Annotated in this window: 15 protein-coding genes; 5 read left to right on the top strand and 10 right to left on the bottom strand. The window is 56.9% G+C overall.

Annotated features, from left to right (window positions below; translation table 11 throughout):
• Positions 1 to 52: 52 nt before the first annotated feature.
• Genes phnY through ACR0I1_RS09760 form a run of 4 tightly spaced genes read right to left on the bottom strand, consistent with a single transcriptional unit; the run spans position 53 to position 3,401 of the window.
• Positions 53 to 1,501, bottom strand: a complete 1,449-nt coding sequence (phnY, locus tag ACR0I1_RS09775; RefSeq protein ID WP_480706165.1) for a phosphonoacetaldehyde dehydrogenase — start codon at positions 1,499 to 1,501, stop codon at positions 53 to 55.
• 41 nt (positions 1,502 to 1,542) lie between these two features.
• Entirely contained in the window at positions 1,543 to 1,878 is a 336-nt protein-coding gene (locus ACR0I1_RS09770) for a carboxymuconolactone decarboxylase family protein (RefSeq protein WP_480706163.1), read from the bottom strand.
• A 10-nt stretch (positions 1,879 to 1,888) separates the two neighbouring features.
• Entirely contained in the window at positions 1,889 to 2,650 is a 762-nt protein-coding gene (locus ACR0I1_RS09765; RefSeq protein WP_480706161.1) for an amino acid ABC transporter permease, read from the bottom strand.
• A 10-nt stretch (positions 2,651 to 2,660) separates the two neighbouring features.
• The gene (locus ACR0I1_RS09760; RefSeq protein WP_170407352.1) at positions 2,661 to 3,401 is read right to left on the bottom strand and encodes an amino acid ABC transporter ATP-binding protein; all 741 of its coding nucleotides are present in this window, start codon (positions 3,399 to 3,401) and stop codon (positions 2,661 to 2,663) included.
• A gap of 121 nt (positions 3,402 to 3,522) precedes the next feature.
• Between ACR0I1_RS09760 and ACR0I1_RS09755 the strand changes: the two genes are divergently transcribed.
• Together ACR0I1_RS09755 and ACR0I1_RS09750 are read left to right on the top strand one after the other, a co-directional pair.
• Positions 3,523 to 4,293, top strand: a complete 771-nt coding sequence (locus tag ACR0I1_RS09755; protein WP_480706159.1) for a transporter substrate-binding domain-containing protein — start codon at positions 3,523 to 3,525, stop codon at positions 4,291 to 4,293.
• Positions 4,294 to 4,338: 45 nt separating this feature from the next.
• A complete protein-coding gene (locus ACR0I1_RS09750) occupies positions 4,339 to 5,076 on the top strand; it encodes a creatininase family protein (protein ID WP_480706158.1) in 738 nt (245 codons plus the stop codon).
• Between the two features lie 31 nt (positions 5,077 to 5,107).
• Here the strand turns inward: ACR0I1_RS09750 and ACR0I1_RS09745 are convergent, their stop codons facing one another.
• The 6 genes from ACR0I1_RS09745 to ACR0I1_RS09720 all read right to left on the bottom strand — a co-directional run bounded on the left by ACR0I1_RS09745 (position 5,108) and on the right by ACR0I1_RS09720 (position 14,649).
• Positions 5,108 to 6,820, bottom strand: a complete 1,713-nt coding sequence (locus ACR0I1_RS09745; protein WP_480706156.1) for an ABC transporter ATP-binding protein — start codon at positions 6,818 to 6,820, stop codon at positions 5,108 to 5,110.
• A 4-nt stretch (positions 6,821 to 6,824) separates the two neighbouring features.
• A complete protein-coding gene (locus ACR0I1_RS09740; protein WP_170393891.1) occupies positions 6,825 to 7,775 on the bottom strand; it encodes an ABC transporter permease in 951 nt (316 codons plus the stop codon).
• On the bottom strand, positions 7,772 to 8,749 hold the full coding sequence (locus ACR0I1_RS09735) for an ABC transporter permease (RefSeq protein WP_170393893.1): 978 nt from the start codon (positions 8,747 to 8,749) through the stop codon (positions 7,772 to 7,774). Before ACR0I1_RS09735 ends, ACR0I1_RS09740 begins: the two co-directional genes overlap by 4 nt.
• Positions 8,750 to 8,837: 88 nt before the next feature.
• The gene (locus ACR0I1_RS09730) at positions 8,838 to 10,403 is read right to left on the bottom strand and encodes an ABC transporter substrate-binding protein (protein WP_170562058.1); all 1,566 of its coding nucleotides are present in this window, start codon (positions 10,401 to 10,403) and stop codon (positions 8,838 to 8,840) included.
• Between the two features lie 149 nt (positions 10,404 to 10,552).
• Positions 10,553 to 12,133 (bottom strand): ABC transporter substrate-binding protein, encoded by a 1,581-nt coding sequence (locus tag ACR0I1_RS09725; RefSeq protein ID WP_170393897.1) that lies wholly within the window; start codon positions 12,131 to 12,133, stop codon positions 10,553 to 10,555.
• A 209-nt stretch (positions 12,134 to 12,342) separates the two neighbouring features.
• Positions 12,343 to 14,649 (bottom strand): Tex family protein, encoded by a 2,307-nt coding sequence (locus ACR0I1_RS09720; RefSeq protein ID WP_480706153.1) that lies wholly within the window; start codon positions 14,647 to 14,649, stop codon positions 12,343 to 12,345.
• A gap of 166 nt (positions 14,650 to 14,815) precedes the next feature.
• Between ACR0I1_RS09720 and ACR0I1_RS09715 the strand changes: the two genes are divergently transcribed.
• From ACR0I1_RS09715 to ACR0I1_RS09705, 3 genes are read left to right on the top strand one after another with little or no spacing between them, the layout of a single operon-like run.
• Positions 14,816 to 16,282: a DUF4153 domain-containing protein gene (locus tag ACR0I1_RS09715; protein ID WP_480706151.1), complete on the top strand. Its 1,467-nt coding sequence runs from the start codon at positions 14,816 to 14,818 to the stop codon at positions 16,280 to 16,282.
• Positions 16,260 to 16,937 carry a response regulator transcription factor gene (locus ACR0I1_RS09710; RefSeq protein WP_170407329.1) on the top strand — a complete coding sequence of 226 codons (678 nt, stop codon included), beginning with the start codon at positions 16,260 to 16,262 and terminating at the stop codon, positions 16,935 to 16,937. Before ACR0I1_RS09715 ends, ACR0I1_RS09710 begins: the two co-directional genes overlap by 23 nt.
• Positions 16,925 to 17,890 carry an ATP-binding protein gene (locus tag ACR0I1_RS09705; protein ID WP_170736048.1) on the top strand — a complete coding sequence of 322 codons (966 nt, stop codon included), beginning with the start codon at positions 16,925 to 16,927 and terminating at the stop codon, positions 17,888 to 17,890. The genes ACR0I1_RS09710 and ACR0I1_RS09705 overlap by 13 nt, the downstream gene beginning before the upstream one ends.
• Positions 17,891 to 17,959: the final 69 nt, after the last annotated feature.

The following is a 17,959-nucleotide window of genomic DNA, read 5'->3' as shown; positions in this document are numbered from 1 at the left end:
GCTGAGCGAGCATGCATCACTGGTGGTGTGCATTGCAATCTTCAACAAGCCTTCAACCGGGCCAAGGAAGCGAGTAGGTTTTGACATTCGTAAAGAACCTGATGGCCTCGATGACCCCTTCTTTGACACCATTGCCCGAATCCTTGATGCCGCCAAAGGGGGACATTTCGATACGGTATCCGGGTTGTTCCCAGATATTGCAGGTGCCCACGCTCAGCCCATTGATGTAGGCAATTGCGCGGTTCAGGTCATTGGTACATACCCCCGACGACAGGCCGTACACAGTAGAGTTCGAGATGCGCATGACCTCGTCATCGTCGTCGGGCACGCGAATGATGGGAATAATGGGGCCGAAAGTTTCCTCCATCACTAACGCAGAGTCGTGGGGAACGTCGTCGACCACGATCGGCGGCAGCAGCGCGCCCTGACGTCCGGGATGGTAAAGGACTTCTGCTCCCTCTTTCTGGGCCAAGTGAACACGATCTTCGAAAAGCTTGGCCGCATCCTCGTGGATCACACAACCCAGCTCGGTCTCAGGATCCTGCGGATCTCCGAATCTGATCTTTTTGGCCTTCTCCAGCACCAAAGGCACAAAGGTGTCCGCGACACTCTCTTGCACCAGTATTCGCTTGATCGCAGTGCAGCGTTGTCCCGAATTGCCGGTGGCCCCGGCTACGGCGATCGTTGCTGCCCTGTCTAGATCGGCATCGTTGAGGTCATTCAGAACAATCAGTGGATCATTACCTCCCAACTCCAGCGCCTGACGTTTGTAAACCGCCTTCTCTGCGATCATCTTGCCCACGCGAACACTACCGGTGAAGGTTATGATGTCGATGTTTTCATTGGTGATCATCTCATTCCCAATGTCCTGTGGCCAGCCAGTGACCACCTGAAACATCTCAGGCGGCAGGCCTGCCTCATAAAGGATATCGGCCAGCGTCAGGCAGGTCAGAGGCGTCAACTCGGTCGGTTTGCAGACCATGCAGTTATTGGTGGCGATCGACGGAGCAACCTTGTGGCTGACCATGTTGAGTGGATGGTTGAATGGAGTGATCGCGCTGATTGCGGTCACAGGCTCGCGCATCGTGAAAATCTTGCGGGCTTTACCATTTTGGGTCAGATCGCACGCAAAGATTTCGCCATCATCCTTCAGTGCCTCGGCCGCCGCAAATTGAAAGACATCCTGCGCGCGCTTGGTCTCGTAGATCGCGTGTTGATGGCAGATGCCAAGCTCAAGCACCAGCCATTTGGCGAGGTAATCGCGACGTTCACCAATCAGCTCTCCAGCCCGTTGCAGGATTTGGCTGCGTTCATAGCGAGTCAGTTCGGGCTTGTAGTGGGCCGCAATTTCGAAGGCGCGGCGCGCGTGTTCAGCCTGCCCAGCGGGCACATGGCCCACGACCTCATTGGTATAGGGGTAGTGAACCGGGATGGTCTCAGCGGTAATGATGATCTCGCCACCAATTCGCATCCCTTCATTACGGATTTCGGTGACTGCCATGGCAAGAACCATCCAATGAAATCGGACCGCGTACCGGTCTATTACTCTGAAAACACATCAAACGCCTTCAACGCCTTGGCGCTGTAGGCGTAAGACGGGCCGCCGCCCATATAGGTGGCCATTGCCAGCGCTTCGCACAGCTCTTCGCGGGTCGCACCCAGCCGCACCAATGAGCGGATATGGAAGCCGATGCAACTGTCGCAGCGCGTCGCGATGGCAATCCCCAACGCAATGAATTCCTTTGTTTTTTCACTCAGCGCACCATCTGTTTTGGCCGCCTTACCCATGATGCCGAAACCACGCACGGTTTCGGGCACTTCTTTCGAGATTGCACCAATATTGGCCTCGGTCTCGGCCATGAAGTCTTTCCAGTCCATCTTATGCTCCTTATCCGCGCTCATCTGCGCCCATCCGGCGCTCGAGCCAACGCACACCGGCGCTGATGATCAGTACCAGCACCAGATACTCGAAGATCAACAAGGTATAGATCTCAAGCGGGCGGTATTCCGTCACTACCAGCTCATTCGCACGGCGTGTCAGTTCTTGCATGCCGATGACGCTGGCGAATGCGCTCATCTTCACGATGTAGATGAACTGGTTGGCCAGCGGTGGCAGAATGCGCCGGATCGCTTGCGGCAGGATCACATAGCGCATGGTCTGAAAATAGTTCAGGCCAATCGTCTGCGCCGCCTCGCTTTGCCCTTTGGCGATAGATTGTATACCGGCACGGTAGATCTCGGCGGTAAAGGCGCTGTCCGATATCGCAAGGGTGATAATTGCGCCCCAGAAGGGATCGATTGGGATGTCCATACCCATCGACTGAAAGACAATCGGCAATCCGTAGAACACCCAAAACAGCATAGGCAACAGAGGGATCGAGCGAACGAACTCGACATATATGCGGTTTAACAGCCGCCAGCCGCGCTTTTCCGATAAACCGGGCAGGGCGACCAGCAGCCCGATGACAATCGACAAAATCGCCGCAATCAGCGAAATCTGAATGGTCGCACCCATGCCCGAAATCAGGAATTTTACATTGGTCCAGCCTGAAGCCGTGGTTGGGTCAATGACGTACCAACCCCAGGTCTGTGAGGACGAACAGCCCGTGATCAGCAAGAAAAGGGGAAGGAAGAGAAGTGTTTTTTTCATCGGACCCAACTCAATGCTGCAGAATTTGGCTCAGGAATTTCTGACACCGCTCAGACTTTGGATTGGTGAAGAAATGCTCGGGCTTACCTTGTTCGACAATCTCGCCTGCATCCATGAACACCATGTTGTCGGCCACTTTTCGGGCAAATCCCATCTCATGGGTCACCACAACCATGGTCATGCCTTCCTCGGCAAGTTCGACCATCACGTCGAGCACCTCGGAGATCATCTCAGGGTCGAGCGCCGAGGTGGGTTCGTCGAACAAAAGGACCCGGGGCTCCATGCAAAGCGAACGGGCAATTGCCACTCGCTGCTGCTGTCCACCCGAAAGCTGTATCGGGCGCTTGTCGGCCTGATCGGGTATATGAACACGTTCGAGGTAGTGGCGCGCTTTGTCCTCGGCTTCTTTTCGGCTCAACCCGCGGGCCTTGATGGGGCCAAGGGTCAGGTTTTCCAGCACTGTTAGATGCGGGAACAGATTGAATTGCTGGAACACCATGCCAACTTCTGACCGGATGGTGGCTGCAGATTTGGCATCATCGTTCAGTTCGACCCCATCGATGCGGATGGTGCCCTTTTGATGTTTCTCAAGCTGATTGATGCATCTTACGACCGTTGATTTACCCGATCCGGATGGGCCGCAGATCACAACCTTTTCACCACTGTTTACTGTCAGGTTGATGTTCTTGAGCACGTGAAATGTGCCAAACCACTTGTCTACGTCGACAAGCTCGATCGCTGCGTTTGGCATCTGCTGGCCCACTTGTGATTACTATGAGTTAATTAGTTGCTTGAGGTTATCTTTTTCTTTACGCTTAAATCAAGAAGCAATGTCGTGATGAAAAGACTAACGCCACCAACGGGAGAACCACATGAAACGTTTTGTTAAAGTCGCGGCTGCGGCTGCGCTCGGTCTTGTGATCAGCGGCGCTGCGCAAGCTCAGTCGGCTCTGAATGAGATTTTGGATGACGGCGTGCTGAAAGTGGGGACAACCGGTGACTGGAACCCGATGTCACTGCGCGATCCGGCGACTAACAGCTATAAAGGCTATGATATCGACATCATGAACGCGCTGGCCGCTGATCTGGGTGTTGAGGTCGAATATGTGCCCACCGACTGGAAAACATTGGTCAATGGTGTGGTAGCGGGGAAGTACCACATCACCGGTTCGGCTTCGATCTCACCTCCGCGCATGAAAGTTGCAGGGTTTTCCGACAGTTACATCGCGGTTGAGTTGTTTCCCTACACAACCAAGGAAAAGGTCGACAAATTTGATGGCTACGACTCGATCAACAAGCCAGACGTGAAGGTTGCTACTACCCTGGGCACCACCTTTGAAAAGCGCGTGCGCGAATGGTTCCCCGATGCGGATATCAAAGTGGTCGAAGCTCCTGCACGTGGTTTTCAGGAGGTCTTGGCCGGTCGTGCAGATGTGTTCATAACCTCGAATATCGAGGGATCGACCCTTGAAGCAAAGTTCCCGGTCGTCCGCGTCAAGAATGCCGGTCCACGTTCTCCTTCTCCCATCGCGATGCTGTTGCCGCAAAGCGATCAGGTCTGGATCAACTATGTGAACAACTGGATTGAAGTGAAAAAAGCCCAAGGCTTCTTTGACGAAAACCGGGAACGCTGGGGTCTCTGATCAGAGGCCCTAGTAACTGGAGCGCCTGCGAGAGTTTTCAAAGTCATGAAACTTGAGCACATGACATGGTACGAGGTTGACACTCGTATCAATGCTGGTGCGGCCGTGTTGCTGCCGGTTGGATCGACCGAGCAGCACGGCCCGATGGGTCGCATTGGCACCGACACGATTTGCGCCGAGGCTGTCGCGCTCGCTGCCGCCATGCAATGCGAGGGTATCGTCGCTCCGGCGCTGGCCTACACGCCAGCGCCTTTCAACGCGGGATTTCCCGGAACGGTGTCTATTTCAGCCGAAACCTTTCGCACCATCGCAGATGAGGTGATCCGGGGGCTCTTGGAGCAAGGTTTCGTTGGAGTGTTCATAGTGAATGGGCACGGGGCCAATCTGGCGCCTCTTCGGCAGATCGAAAGCGAAATTGCCGATGGTCAATTGCTGATCCGTAGCTGGTGGGAGCCGAACGCAGTGAATGTTCTGCGACAGCAGCTCTATGGAGATTGGGAAGGGATGCACGCCACCCCCTCGGAGATTGCCATAACCCAGTCTTTGCTTGGACCATTGCCTGCCAATCAGGCCGCTGAGCCGCCCCAGAAACTCAGCGCCGAATACATCCGGGATCACGCAGGGGATCGCCATGGTCCACCTGACGAGCATCGCGCGGACTTCCCGGATGGCCGCGTTGGATCGCATTCAGCTTTGGCCAATCCTCAGGATGGCGAGCGTCTGCTGGCGATAGCAGCTGCGGCTATCGCTGCCGAGTTCCGGGCATTCGAACAAGGCCTCTAGTCACGGAGCGCCTGCAACGGGTGTCGCGGCCCTATCCTGCTTCGACCCCAAGCCCGTCAGTCGACAGGTCATCGAGTTTCGGCATCAACCGTAACAGTTCTTGCGCGTATTCGGTTTTCGGACTGGCAAACAGATCGCTGGTGTCCTGAACCTCGACGATTTGTCCCTGTTTCATGACCGCAACTCGGTCACACATCTGGCGCACCACAGGTAGGTCGTGGCTGATGAACAGCATGGTCAGGCCCAGATGCTCTTGCAGGTCTTTCAGGATGTTCAAAATCTGCGCCTGGATTGAAACGTCGAGCGCGCTTGTGGGCTCATCGCAGATCAGGAACCGGGGTTGTGTCGCCAATGCGCGGGCAATCGAAATACGCTGGCGCTGACCGCCCGAGAACTCATGCGGATATTTCAGCCCGGCCTCTGACCCCAAACCCACTTGATCCAGCAATTCGTCCACGCGGCGCTTGACGTCGGCACCTTCCATCAGGCGGTGATGGCGGATCGGCTCAGCCACAATATCATCCACCCGCATACGCGGATTGAGAGACGAGTAGGGGTCCTGAAAGATCATCTGGATGTTCTTGCGGTACTCTTCCTGCACCGCACGATTGCTTAGATCGCTAACCAGTTGCCCGTCAAAGGTGATGGTGCCACCGTCCACTGGATAAAGCCCTGCGATCATACGCGCGACGGTGGACTTGCCCGATCCGGACTCGCCGACAACCCCAAAGACTTCGCCCGCGCGAATGTCAAAGCTGACGTTGTCGACAGCGGTGAAGTAGGTACGATCCCAAGGCAGTAATCCACGCTTTTGCAGGAATTTCTTGGTCAGGTCGCGGATTTCAAAGATCGGTTTGCTGGCGTCGTTATTCACCTTGGGCCAGTGGCGTGCCATATCCTCGATCGCGAAACGCGTTTCACGCCCGCCATAGCTGATCTGAGGGAAGCGATGCAGTTTCAGCGTCGGGCGTGGTACGGCGGCGATCAGGGACTTGGTGTATTCGTGTTGCGGCTGGCCCATCACCTGTGCCGTGGTGCCGCTTTCAACCACCTTGCCCGCATACATCACGGTCACGCGGTCAGTTGTATCGGCGATCACGCCCATATCATGGGTGATCAGGATGACACCCACCTGACGCTCTTGTGCCAGTTCCTTGATAAGGTCCAGAATCTGGGCCTGAACCGAAACATCCAAAGCTGTCGTGGGTTCATCGGCGATGATCACATCCGGTTCGGTGCAAAGTGCCAGAGCAATCACCACGCGTTGCCGCATGCCGCCCGAGAACTGGTGCGGGTACTGATCCAGCCGAGTATCCGGGTCTGGGATGCCAACGCGGTCGATCAAATCACGGGCGCGCATGCTTGCTTCGGCCTCGGATCCACCCAGATGGGCCTGGATCGTCTCGACCAGTTGTTCGCGCACTGTAAATAGCGGGTTCAGCGACGTAAGCGGGTCTTGAAAGATCATCGAGATCTTCTTGCCGCGCAGCCCGCGCATCGCCTCGGCATCGATGCCGCTGATCTTATCGCCGCCCAGCTTAATCTGGCCGCTGGCAATGCGACCTGGGCGTTCCAGAAGGCCCATCACGGCAGCGCCGATGGTGGATTTACCTGCCCCGGATTCGCCCACAAGCCCGTGGATTTCGCCGGGTTCTACAGAAAGGCTGGCGTGGTCCACTGCGGTAAATAGCTGGCGGCGGGTCGGGAATTCGACGGTGAGGTCTTGGATGGTCAGAAGGCTCATGAAATCACCGCAGTTTTGGGTTCAGCGCGTCGCGCAGCCAGTCGCCCAACAAGTTGACCGACAGGGCGAGGGCCAGAAGCGTGCATGCCGGGAAGAACAAAATCCACCATTCGCCCGAGAACAAGAAGCCTTGCCCGATCCGGATTAGTGTTCCCAGCGACGGCTGGGTCGGGGGAGCGCCCACACCCAGAAAACTCAATGTGGCTTCGGCAATTATCGCCAGCGCCAGCGAGATGGTGGCGATGACCAGAACCGGGCTAAGGACATTGGGTAGGATGTGACGGAACATGATCGGGAACGATCCACGCCCGATCAGGCGCGCGGCTTGTACATATTCCTTGTTTTTCTCAACCAGAGCAGCACCACGGACGACGCGTGCGAACTGCACCCAGTCCGACAACGCAATTGCGATGATGAGAACATAGATTGCCATCTCATCGCGGTATTCCGGCGGAGTGATCCCTTTGGCGATCCCAAAGATTAGCATCGCGACCAGAATGGCCGGGAACGTCAGCTGCACGTCTGCGATACGCATGATCAGCGTCTCGATCCAACCTCCGAAATACGCAGCGATCAGACCGAGGATCACGCCGATGATCAAGGCAAGAAGCACAGCAGAGGCACCTACGAACAATGAAATGCGCAACCCGTAGAGGATGGTCGAGAACACATCGCGCCCTTGGTCATCTGTGCCTAGTAAAAAGGTCTCTTGCGTGAACGCATTGGGCGTACCTGGTGGTGTGAACCCGTTCATCAGGTTCAGTGTTGCTGGATCGAACGGGTTATATGGCGCGATCAGCGGGGCAAAGATCGCCGCCAGCACCAGAATGACCACGACCAAAGATGCGATCATGGCTACGGGAGAGTGCCGGAACGACCAAGCGAAATCGCTATCCCAGAACTTGGCCGTGCGCGATTTAGGCGCGACTTTCGGGGTTTCCATCGTTTCGGTCATGTGGCCCTCGCGTCGACACGCAGGCGCGGGTCAATGGCATAGTACAGAAGGTCGACAATCAGGTTGATTGTCACGAACATCACTGAGATCAGCATCAGATAGGCAGCCATAACGGGGATATCCACGAACTGGATCGCGTTGATGAACAGCAGTCCCACGCCCGGCCATTGGAACACCGTTTCGGTGATGATGGCAAAAGCGATGATCGACCCCAGCTGCAGGCCCGTGATGGTGATCACCGGCACAAGAGTGTTCTTCAGCGCGTGGCGGAAATTGATCACCCGGTCCGACAGCCCTCGGGCGCGGGCAAAGCGGACATAGTCGGCGCGCAGAACCTCCAGCATCTCGGACCGGACAAGCCGCATAATCAGTGTCATTTGATAGAGGCCCAGCGTGATTGCAGGCAATATCAACGCCTTGAGCCCCGAGGTCGTCAGAAACCCGGTGGACCAACTGCCAATCATAACGGTCTCGCCCCTCCCGAAACTGGGCAGTAGGTCAAGTTCAACCGAGAAAACATAGATCAGCAGGATACCTATGAGGAACGTCGGCAGCGAAACCCCGATCAAGGAAACAGTCATGATCACATTGGCAGCGATCCCTTGTCGTCGGATTGCAGTAAAGACACCGAGGGCAATGCCCATCGTGATCGCAAGAAAGCCGGACACAAAGGCCAATTCCAACGTCGCCGGAGCGCGCTCCACCAGGATGGTCGAGACCGGTCGCCCCTGGCGATAAGACACACCGAAATTGCCCTGAACAGCGCCTTGCAGGAACTTGGCGTATTGCACAACAAAGGGTTGGTCCAACCCAAGTTCGGTCCGTAGGCGGTCAATGTCGGCCTGCGTGCGCTCTTGCCCCAGCATGTTGTCGATCGGGTCGCCAACAAATCGGAACATCGAAAAGGCGACCAACCCCACGACCAACAGCACTATGACGGACTGGAACATCCGTCTGACGATATATGCGAACATATGTTTCCCTCGTAGATCGGTCTCTCTAGGCCGACCTTGACCAGATGGTCAAGAGAGTGCTGTCAACCCAACGCGACGTTGCCGCCGATCAATTCACATTCACCCAACGCAGCAGGAAGAAGTTGTCCGGACGCTGCGTGACCTCGACATTGCTGCGCGTGCCCCAAACCAACGGCTGGACATACATCGGCACATAAACGTGTTCGTCCTGATAGATTTGGGTAACCTCGTCCAGCATCGCCTGACGCTTGGCCTCATCCAGTTCTGACTGGATCATCGGCAACAGCTCATCGACACGTGCATTCGAGAAGCCGCCGAAGTTCCAGCTACCCAGCTTTTTCTCTTCGTTCGGGGTTGCGACAAGGAACCGGACCGGATGCTCGGCGTCGAACGTACCGGGGCTCCAGCCCAGCAGGTACATGTCGTAATTATCTTCGCGCAGTTCCGGCCAATAGTTCCGCACTGGCATCGCGTCCAGCTCGGCGGTGATCCCGATCTGAGCCAGCATACCAACGACGGCCTGACAGACGGCCTCGTCATTAAGATAGCGGTCATTGGGGCATTTCAGGCCAAATGAGAAACCATCTGCATATCCGGCCTCGGCCAGCAGGGACTTGGCAGCTTCCACATCAAACGCGGGGCGTCCGGCGTTGGCTTCGGAGAACCCGCTCATGGCTGGGCTGACGAGCTGCGATGCGGGCTCGGCATTTCCGCGCATGATCGTGGCCAGAATGGCGTCGACATTCACCGCTTGCGCAACTGCCTGCCGCACGCGCGCGTCACGGAACGGGTTGGGTTTGCCCGCATCGACTGTGTATTTCAGCGTGTCAGCCTCGTGGTCGAAGCCCAGCATGATCACACGCGCTTCAATGCCCTGGATGACATCGACCTCTGCGTTCTGCTGCAGCCGTGCGACGTCCTGAATGGGGACCGGGTTGATCATGTCCACATCGCCCGATAGAAGCGCCGCTACGGCCGTGGCAGGATTTTGGATCGGATTAAATTCTGCACGGGTGATGTTGTGTTCAACATCCCCCCACCAGCCTTCATAAGGTTCCAACACGGTCTTAAGACCCGGCTCGCGCTCGGTCACCTTGAACGCGCCGGTGCCGTTGGCGTTGATGGTGGCGTAGTTTCCGGTTTCTTTGTCGGGGACCACGGCGTCGTTGGCCTCAGTCCAGTCTTGATCCATGATCATCCAGTTGGCAATCGATGACGGAAACAGCGGGTTAGGTGCTGTGGTCATGATATCAACGGTGTAGTCATCAACTACAATGACGTCACTGACAGGAGCGAACCAACTGCGCGTGTCCGCCGCCTCACCCGAGGCGCGTTGGTAGCTGAACAGCACATCTTGCGCGTCAAAGCTGCTTCCGTCGTGAAAGGTCACGCCCTGACGCAGATTGAACCGCCATCCTTCGCCGTCGCCGATTGGCTCCCAACTGACAGCCAACGCGGGCTCAACGCTCATATCCTTACCGCGGCGGACCAGCCCTTCGTAGACGTTGTTCAGGAACCCGAGAACTGGGGCCGAGTTGACAGCGTGAGGGTCCATGGTCTGCGGATCGGTGGTCGAGGCCCACTTAAATTCGGCCGCCTGCGCGGCGCTTGCAAGCAACATGGTCAGGCCGATTGCACTGTTTCTGAGGATCATGGCGAAATCTCCCTGTTAGCGCTGAAACAATCCAGCTTTTTCGCTGCCACGTAAAGCCGTTCCTGCACCGAGATCACAGGTCCGTTACCGACGGCGCAAACAAGAACAGGGCGCGTTTCCGCGCCCTGCATACCATCACAGAGGATAGTTTAGTTCATCTCAAAGTATTTGATCTTCGGTGAATCTTCCGGCTCGACGATGGTGCCCACGCCCGATTTCATGCCCCAGTTCAACACCTGATGGTGGATCGGGATATAGAGCTGTTCATCCTGAACAACCTGCCAGATATCACCGATCTGCTGATCACGTGCGGGTAAATCAGTTTCAGAGGCAAGGGCCACGATTTTGGCATCCAGATCCGGGTTGGAGTAGCGTGTGCCATTCCACGAGCCGTACTTTTCGCCCTTCGAATGGACGAGGAAGTTGAAGATGTACTCCGAGTCATAAGTCGGAACACCCCAGCCCAGCATGTAGAAATCTGTTTCTAGGTTGTTGATCAACGGGAAGTGCTGGGCTTTCGGTTTGGCGTCCAGGTTAACTGTGACGCCGATCTGGGCCAGCATTCCAACCGCTGCCTGACAGATCGCCTCATCATTGATGTAGCGGTCATTCGGGCAGTTCAGGGTCAGCGAGAATCCATCAGGATAGCCTGCTTCGGCCATCAACGCCTTGGCCCCTTCGATATCGGTTGACGAGGACGCATCCATATCTGCATCCCAACCATTCACAAATGGAGGTGAGATCATGCCAGCAGGAGCAGACTGACCACGCATCACGACCTGTTTGATCGCATCACGATTGATCGCCTTTGACATCGCCTGTCGAACGCGGACATCAGCCAGCGGGTTCTTACCATCCACATTGTCCGAGGTCAGATCAGCATCGCCCATGTTCATGCCAAAGAAAATCACCCGGTTCTGCGGCGCGGTGCGTACGTCCAGACCATCGGTTCCGGCTACACGCTCGAGGTCCTGTACGGGCACGTCCTGAATGAAATCAACCTCACCCGACAGCAGCGCGGCAACACGGGTCGCGGCGTTCTGGATCGGGGTATAGATGATCTCGGTCACCTGCAGCGGGAACTCATCCTTGCCCCAATAGCCGTCATAGGCGGCCAGGACGGTTTTCACGTCGGGCTCGCGGCTGACCAGCTTGTAGGGACCGGTGCCATTGGCGTTCTTGGCCGCAAACGTGTCTTCGCCGCCCTCATAGTCCTGAACCTTGACGGCGTTGTTTGCCTCGGCCCAACCTTTGTCCATCATGAACATGTTGGTCAGATTGTTGGGCATGATCGGGTTCGGGCCGTCAGTTTCGATCTCGATCGTGAACTTGTCGGGCGCACGCACCTCTTTCACAGAGGCCAACAGTTCCTTGTAATCCGAATCCGGCGTCATTGCGCGGTTCAGCGAAAACACGACATCCTCGCTGTCGAACTCGGCTCCGTCGTGGAAGGTAACGCCCTCGCGCAGTTTGAACACCCAGACATTCGGATTTTCTTCCGATGGTGCCCATTCGGTCGCCAGCGATGGAACCAGTGCACCTGAGTGATCACGCATGACCAGCGTTTCCATGATCTGGTGCGCCATGGCCGAGGTCGGGCCTTCGTTTTGCGCATGCGGGTCCAGCGTCAGCGCATCACCTGCACGGGCCCATCGCAGCGTCTCCGCCGAAGCGCCCGCCGCGATCATCGCCGTTGCACTGGCGGCAAGCATCAGAGTTTTGAATGACATAAGTCGTCTCCCCAGTTTTTGTTGTGGCCGCATTTTCATACGGTTGACCGAATTTATCGGCCATCATGGGCCAGCATCATCCAGATCATGGTCCGAGTTGCAACACCCGAATGTTAGCGCCCTGCTTTTCTTTCTGTCTGCCGGGGCTTAGGTGAATGTAGGTCATGCAGAAACACGCCTCGTATTTAGCCCTATGACAGGGTTGCCGCCTAACGTTTATTGAAGGCGTCTCTAAGAGCGTCACCAAAGGCCCCGTTCTGGGTGCTCTGACCCCCATGGCTGCGCCGCTGTTCCCCTGGCTTGGGTGTTCGTGCCGGTTTGCCCTTGCCACGGAGTGCATTGCCCTCGCGTGCCGAAGCGCCACCGTCCTTGCGCATGGACAGCCCAATGCGCTTACGTGGAACGTCGACTTCGACCACCGTCACTTTGACAACTTGCCCGGTTTTGACCACCTCATGCGGGTCCTTCACGAACCGATCGGCCAGTTGGCTGACATGAACCAACCCGTCCTGATGCACGCCAATGTCGACAAACGCGCCGAAGGCGGCGACGTTGGTGACGGTACCCTCCAGCACCAACCCGGGCTTCAGGTCCGTGATTTCCTCAACCCCGTCCGTAAACGACGCTGTTTTGAAACTGGGTCGCGGGTCTCGGCCGGGCTTCTCCAATTCGGTGAAAATATCCCGAACCGTAGGCAAGCCGAAGGTTTCACTCACAAACTGCTCGGCGCGCAGGTTTTTCAGCGCGCCTTCATGCCCCATGATTTGGCGAATGTCGCGCCCACATGCTGCCACTACCTGACGGGCGACATCGTAAGCCTCGGGGTGAACCGAGGAGGCATCCAGAGGCTCTGAACCGTCACGAACTCGCAGGAAACCTGCACACTGCTCGAAGGCGCGCGGACCAAGGCGGGCCACCTTCAGCAAATCCTTGCGAGACGCAAAGGCACCATGAATATCTCGGTGCGTGACGATCGCCTCGGCCAATCCCGGTCCCAGACCCGAGACGTGAGAAAGCAAGGGGGCTGAAGCGGTATTCAGATCCACGCCCACAGCGTTCACCACATCTTCGATCACCGACTCCAGTGACTGTGACAAGCGGTGCTGATCCACATCGTGCTGATACTGGCCGACGCCGATGCTCTTGGGTTCTATCTTGACCAGTTCAGCCAAGGGATCCTGTAGCCGGCGGGCAATCGAGACCGCTCCACGTAGCGAGACGTCGAGGTCGGGAAATTCGCGCGCGGCAAGCTCGGATGCCGAGTAGACCGAGGCTCCAGCCTCGGAAACGACGACCTTGGTGGGCGCTTTGACGGTCTTGGGCAGAAGCGACAGCGTATCGGCCACCAAACGCTCAGTCTCGCGGCTGGCTGTGCCGTTGCCGATGGCAATAAGCTCGATTTTATGTGTAGTGATAAGGTTCAGGATTGCCGCTTGTGCACCACGCAGATCATTCTTGGGCTGAAACGGATATAGCGTATCCGTTGCAACCACCTTGCCGGTTGCATCCACCACGGCGGCTTTAACCCCGGTGCGAATGCCGGGATCCAACCCAAGCGTCGGACGTGCCCCCGCCGGAGCAGCGAATAGCAGATCCTTTAGGTTGCGCGAAAACACTTGAATTGCCTCGTCTTGTGCGCGGCTGCGCAGGTCGGCCATCAGCTCGACCATCATCGAAAGCGATAGCTTGACCCGCCATGTCCAGCCCGCGACCTTGCGTAGCCACTTGTCACCAGGAGTATCACCGCGCGTGTTCAGATGAGCCGCAACCATGGCCTCGGCCCGCGCGGCTCCCGCTTCGGGTTCGGGAGCAATGTCGAGCGTTACGATCCCTTCCTTCGAGGCGCGCAACAACGCCAGCGCTCGATGCGACGGGGTTTTCGACCAAAGCTCGGAATGATCAAAGTAATCGCTGAACTTGGCACCTTCCTGTTCCTTGCCCTCGACGACCTTTGCGCTCAGCAACGCCTCACGTTGCATGAAGTTTCGGAGCTCTCCCAGCAAAGCAGCGTTTTCGGTAAGCCGCTCTGTGATGATGTCCCGTGCACCATTCAGCGCGTCTTTGGTCGTGGGGACAGCCTCAATCAGATACCCTTCAGCCAGCCCTTCTGGTTCAGCCAACCGGCCCGACAGAATCGCATCGGCCAGCGGCTCCAGACCATTCTCGCGGGCAATCATCGCCTTGGTCCGGCGTTTGGGCTTGTACGGCAGATAAATGTCTTCCAACTGCGCCTTGGTTTCGGCTTGGGCGATCGATTTCACCAGATCGTCCGTCAGTTTCCCCTGATCCTTGATCGAGGACAGAATCGCCTCGCGCCGGGCCTCAAGCTCACGCAGATAATTCAGTCGCTCGGAAAGGGTGCGCAATTGGGTATCATCCAGCCCGCCGGTCACTTCCTTCCGATAACGGGCGACAAAGGGCACGGTCGCACCTTCATCCAACAACCTGACCGCGGCCCCAACCTGTTCCGCGCGGGCGTTAATCTCGGTGGCGATGGTGCGGGCGATACGGTCCAAAGGGGCCTCCTGACTTGCGGTTGGAAGATCGTCTTAGCCACCGGCACGCACAAGGGGAAGAGGCTGCGCTGCGAAAAGCACCTCTGCACAAAAAATGCACGACCCTTACGCGGTGATCTGCACCTGCCTAGGCCAGACAGAACCAACACAAACAAGGAGCAGTTAAATGGGACAGTTCATCGTGCGCGGTGTACCGACATCAGTTTTACAAGATAGTTGGTGGCTGGACACCCCTGATCGAGGCACAAACCGAGCCGATGGCTTAGCGGAACCCGGCAATCGCCACGCTTTTTTGGGTTTGGTGTTTCTGGTTGCGCTCGCCGATTTTCTGTTTTTCGACCATTCTCCTGGCCTTTCAATCGCACTCTTTACGTTGGCGGTTTCCGCTGTAGTGTTTGCCTTGCTGCGCCGCCGTGGTGGACTTGTCGGGCCAACCCTTCTTTTGCTGCTTAGCATTCTTCCGGTGGTGGAATATGTTCAAGCCCTGTCCGTAGCTTTCTTGCTGGGTGGATCGACCATTGCGCTGTGTTGGGCCGTGCTGGGCAATCATGAGGTCGCTTCGGTTCGCCGGTTTCTGTCTCTGTTTCCAATATTGGCGCTCAGACACGGGATAGAGGCGGTTCAGAAAGGTCATTCGGTTTCCCGCGTTGACGGGGTTACCCTTCGTGCACTGCGCAACTGGAGTTTCCCGATCGGAGGCGCACTGATCCTTGCTTCGCTGATGGTTGCGGCCAATCCGGTCTTGTCTGATTGGATCGATCGGATTTGGCGATTTGATATGCGGTTCGACCGACTGCTATTCTGGATCGGGGCGGCAATCACGATCTGGCCCTTTCTTGCGGTCACCTTGCGGCCTGACTTGCTTACCCCCCGATTTGGCCCCGGACGCAAGCGCCCATTGCCTGCCTTTGGCCTGAATGCCCAATCCGTTGCTAATGCGCTAATGGTGTTCAACTTGCTGCTGGCGGTGCAAACTGGGATGGACATGGTCTTTCTCTGGGGCAACGCCAAGTTGCCCGAGGGGATGACCTATGCTGAATATGCTCATCGCGGGGCATACCCACTCTTGGTCACAGCTTTGCTGGCGGGCGCATTTGCCTTGGCCGCGCGACCCTATCTGAACGAGCGGCAGGGGCTGACAAGATGGATGATGCTATGGCTGGCGCAGAATGTACTGCTGGTGATCTCATCGCTGATGCGCCTGTCGCTTTACGTTGATTTCTACGGGCTGACCTATTTGCGTGTTCATGCGGCAATCTGGATGGCGCTGGTTGCTGTGGGCTTGTGTCTGACCGGTTGGCAAATTTTACAGGGTAAATCGAACCGTTGGTTATTGCTGCGATCTGCGATCCTGGGGATTGGCGTGCTCTATGCATGCTGCTTCGTGAATTTTTCAGCCTTAATCGCCCGTTGGAATCTGGAAAATCCGATACGGTTTGATACCTACTACGCATGTCAGCTCAATGAGATGGCGGCGGCAGAGTTGCTGAAGGACAAACGGGTACGCGCTTGCGCAACCCCTCCGGTCGTCGACAATTGGAGGAATTGGGGCTTTCGCGCAGATCGGGTGATCCGTAATCTGGCCGTCGAACCCATGCCGGAGAAGGTAGATGAAAATCCTCGTCGTGGATGATGATCCACGCCTGCGAGAGCTGGTCTCGATCACGCTTGAGCGCGCGGGCTACCAGACGGTTACCGCCCGCGATGGCCAAATGGCGCTAACCCACGCGATGCGGGAAGCGCCTGATCTTGTCGTGCTGGATGTCGGCCTGCCTGAGATCGATGGGCTTGAGGTTTGCCGCCGCTTGCGGGCACGCTCGGACGTACCAATCTTGTTCCTGACCGCGCGTGATGACGAGATTGATCGCATTTTGGGCCTCGAGTTGGGAGCGGATGATTACGTGACCAAACCTTTCAGCCCCCGAGAGTTGGTTGCGCGGATCAAAGCCATCCTGAAACGCAGCAAACCGGGTGCTGCAGAGCTTCTCCTGCGGCATGGCCCGGTTGAAATGGATGTGTCGGCGCATTCGGTTCGGGTCGACGGCAATGCGCTTGCCTTAACCGCAACCGAGCTGTCGATTTTGCGTCGCCTGATGCAAACGCCCGCCGCCATCGTCTCGCGACCACAATTGGTTGATGCGATTTATGGCGCAGGCAGTCCGGTCTCGGATAGGACACTGGATAGTCATTTGCGGAACTTACGACGCAAGTTGGGGGATCAGGGCTGGGCCGGTGCCATCGAAACCGTGCATGGGATCGGATTGCGGATGGGTGCATGGCCGGGCTGAGACGCAAATGGCGCCCTTCGCTGGGTTTTGTTCTTGGCGGAGGTCTCGCGGGTACGCTCGCCCTGTCTCTGCTGGGTCTGATCGCGCTGCGGTATCTTGGACCTGAGATCGGGTTTCGAAACGCTGCGGGCTTGCTGGCGATCGTGATCGGATGTGCGACCGGAGTATTCGGATACCTTATGGTTCGGCTTCTGCTCCGCCCCATAACGTCGCTGGCGACCTATTCAGGGGCCATTGAACAAGGGCAACGCGCCGAGCCGCCCGATCACTACGGCACACAAGAACTGTCGCGCCTCGCCGGTTCGGTTCTGAGCATGGCGGATACACTGCAACGGCGCGAAGCTTCGATCCGCGTCTTTGCAGATCATGTCACGCATGAGTTGAAAACCCCTGTCACCGCGATCCGTGCGGCAGGAGAGTTGTTGGCCGAGGCCGAAACGCTCTCGGAGCAGGATCACGCATTGCTGCAACAGATATTGGGCGCAAGCGATCAGATGCAAACGCAGCTCAGCGCTCTTAACACGGTTGCACAGGCACGAGTGCCGGAACACCATGGGGAGGCAAGCCTGAACGATCTTGCCGATCAGTTAAGCGCTTCGTTTCCCGAACTGGACATCAGCATAGAAGGCGGCGATCAGGCATTGAACCTTGCAGCCTCTGGCCTGAAAATTGCCCTGCAACATCTTCTGGACAATGCACGCCGTCACGGGGCAAGGCAGGTGGTCCTGCACGCAGAACTCGGTCGATTGGTTGTCCAAGACGATGGTTCCGGCATATCCGACGGTAATCGGGACCGCATCTTCAACCCATTCTTCACAACCGCGCGCGAGAAGGGAGGGACCGGGATGGGCCTGACCATCGTTACAAACCTGTTGGGGGCACATGGCGGGCGGATTTTGCTGGTGCCTTCCAAGACCGGTGCGCGATTTGAGTTGGTGTTTCCGGGTGTGTGATATCACTCAATAGCCCAAACTAATTCGACCCGTGTCAATTTGCGCCGCTCAATACGATTGATCCCAAGC

This window comes from Ruegeria sp. B11 (genome assembly GCF_056539785.1).
Note: the sequence above shows the minus strand (reverse complement) of the source record. Positions and strands in the feature narration are given on the sequence as shown.